Annotated in this window: 2 rRNA genes; both read left to right on the plus strand. The window is 49.5% G+C overall.

Annotated features, from left to right (window positions below):
* Window positions 1-22 precede the first annotated feature (22 nt).
* Window positions 23-2915 (plus strand): 23S ribosomal RNA (locus ACE01R_RS17570).
* Window positions 2916-3090: 175 nt separating this feature from the next.
* Window positions 3091-3205 (plus strand): 5S ribosomal RNA (gene rrf, locus ACE01R_RS17575).
* The last annotated feature ends 8 nt before the right edge of the window (window positions 3206-3213 follow it).

Raw genomic sequence — 3213 nt, forward strand, 5'->3', positions numbered from 1 at the left:
AAACGACTGTTTGGGGTTGTATAGTCAAGTAATTAAGTGCATGTGGTGGATGCCTTGGCAGTCAGAGGCGATGAAAGACGTAATAGCCTGCGATAAGCTCCGGGGAGGCGGCAAATATCCTGTGATCCGGAGATTTCTGAATGGGGAAACCCACTTACCATAAGGTAGGTATCGTAACATGAATACATAGTGTTACGAGGCGAACGAGGGGAAGTGAAACATCTCAGTACCCTTAGGAAAAGAAATCAATTGAGATTCCCTCAGTAGCGGCGAGCGAACGGGGAAAAGCCCATTAAGTCATATAAGCTTTAGTGGAATGCTCTGGGAAGTGCAACCATAGTAGGTGATAGTCCTGTACACGAAAGGGCTTATATGATGATGTCGAGTAGGGCGAGGCACGTGAAACCTTGTCTGAATATGGGGGGACCATCCTCCAAGGCTAAATACTCCTGACTGACCGATAGTGAACCAGTACCGTGAGGGAAAGGCGAAAAGAACCCCTGTGAGGGGAGTGAAATAGATCCTGAAACCGCATGCATACAAGCAGTGGGAGCCGACTTGTTCGGTGACTGCGTACCTTTTGTATAATGGGTCAGCGACTTATATTCAGTAGCAAGGTTAACCGAATAGGGGAGCCGTAGAGAAATCGAGTCTTAATAGGGCGTTTAGTTGCTGGGTATAGACCCGAAACCGGGTGATCTATCCATGAGCAGGTTGAAGGTTAGGTAACACTGACTGGAGGACCGAACCCACTGTCGTTGAAAAGCCAGGGGATGACTTGTGGATAGGGGTGAAAGGCTAATCAAACTCGGTGATAGCTGGTTCTCCCCGAAAGCTATTTAGGTAGCGCCTCGGACGAATACCATTGGGGGTAGAGCACTGTTTCGGCTAGGGGGTCATCCCGACTTACCAAACCGATGCAAACTCCGAATACCAATGAGTACTATCCGGGAGACAGACTGCGGGTGCTAACGTCCGTAGTCAAGAGGAAAACAATCCAGACCGCCAGCTAAGGCCCCAAAATCATAGTTAAGTGGGAAACGATGTGGGAAGGCATAGACAGCTAGGAGGTTGGCTTAGAAGCAGCCACCCTTTAAAGAAAGCGTAATAGCTCACTAGTCGAGTCGGCCTGCGCGGAAGATGTAACGGGGCTAAAACTATGTGCCGAAGCTGCGGATGTATACTTTGTATACGTGGTAGGGGAGCGTTCTGTAAGCCGATGAAGGTGGATTGAGAAGTCTGCTGGAGGTATCAGAAGTGCGAATGCTGACGTGAGTAACGACAAAGCGGGTGAAAAACCCGCTCGCTGAAAGACCAAGGGTTCCAGTCCAACGTTAATCGGGGCTGGGTGAGTCGACCCCTAAGGCGAGGCCGAAAGGCGTAGTCGATGGGAAATTGGTTAATATTCCAATACTTCAGTGTAATGCGATGAGAGGACGGAGAAGGTTAAGTCAGCCTGGCGTTGGTTGTCCAGGTGGAAGGAAGTAGGCATGCATCTTAGGCAAATCCGGGGTGCTCTATGCTGAGATCTGATAGCAAGCTGTACTTGTACAGTGAAGTGGCTGATACCATACTTCCAGGAAAAGTCTCTAAGCTTCAGTTACACTGGAATCGTACCCGAAACCGACACAGGTGGTCAGGTCGAGTAGACCAAAGCGCTTGAGAGAACTCTGCTGAAGGAACTAGGCAAAATGGTACCGTAACTTCGGGAGAAGGTACGCTGCTTTTGGTGATGGAACTTGCTTCCTGAGCTGAGAGCAGCCACAGAAACCAGGCCCCTGCAACTGTTTATTAAAAACATAGCACTCTGCAAACACGAAAGTGGACGTATAGGGTGTGATGCCTGCCCGGTGCTGGAAGGTTAATTGATGGGGTTAGCGTAAGCGAAGCTCTTGATCGAAGCCCCAGTAAACGGCGGCCGTAACTATAACGGTCCTAAGGTAGCGAAATTCCTTGTCGGGTAAGTTCCGACCTGCACGAATGGCATAATGATGGGGGCGCTGTCTCCAGCAGAGGCTCAGTGAAATCGAAATCGCCGTGAAGATGCGGTGTACCCGCGGCTAGACGGAAAGACCCCGTGAACCTTTACTGCAGCTTGACATTGAACTTTGATCTTACTTGTGTAGGATAGGTGGGAGGCTTTGAAACTAGGACGCCAGTTCTAGTGGAGCCAATCTTGAAATACCACCCTGGTAATATTGAGGTTCTAACTCTGTCCCGTTATCCGGGACGAGGACCATGTCTGGTGGGTAGTTTGACTGGGGCGGTCTCCTCCTAAAGAGTAACGGAGGAGTACGAAGGTGCGCTCAGCGTGGTCGGAAATCACGCGTAGAGTATAAAGGCAAAAGCGCGCTTAACTGCGAGACCCACAAGTCGAGCAGGTACGAAAGTAGGTCTTAGTGATCCGGTGGTTCTGTATGGAAGGGCCATCGCTCAACGGATAAAAGGTACTCTGGGGATAACAGGCTGATACCGCCCAAGAGTTCATATCGACGGCGGTGTTTGGCACCTCGATGTCGGCTCATCTCATCCTGGGGCTGAAGCAGGTCCCAAGGGTATGGCTGTTCGCCATTTAAAGAGGTACGCGAGCTGGGTTTAGAACGTCGTGAGACAGTTCGGTCCCTATCTACCGTGGGCGTTGGAAATTTGAGAGGATCTGCTCCTAGTACGAGAGGACCAGAGTGGACGAACCTCTGGTGTACCGGTTGTGACGCCAGTCGCATCGCCGGGTAGCTATGTTCGGAAGGGATAACCGCTGAAAGCATCTAAGCGGGAAGCCTACCTCAAGATAAGATTTCCCTAGGACTTTATGTCCTCTAAAGAGCCGTTGAAGACTACGACGTTGATAGGTTGGATGTGGAAGCATAGTGATATGTGAAGCTGACCAATACTAATTGCTCGTGAGGCTTGACTATACAACACCCAAACAGTTGTTGTATCAAGCATCAATTGATTCGATATTAAGCAAAATAGCTTGATTTAGTGAACGCTAAAGAACAAAATACGAAACTCAGATATACCTCTGTTAATAACTCATTTGACGAAAGTTCGGCATCCAAGTAAGACCAAACGAGTAAGCATCCAAGTTGTGCTGGCGACCATAGCAAGAGTGAACCACCTGATCCCTTCCCGAACTCAGAAGTGAAACCTCTTAGCGCTGATGGTAGTGTGGGATTACCCATGTGAGAGTAAGTCATCGCCAGCTCATTATTC

It is taken from the genome of Acinetobacter sp. BSP-28, from assembly GCF_044130285.1.
In the GTDB taxonomy this organism is placed as follows: Bacteria; Pseudomonadota; Gammaproteobacteria; order Pseudomonadales; family Moraxellaceae; genus Acinetobacter.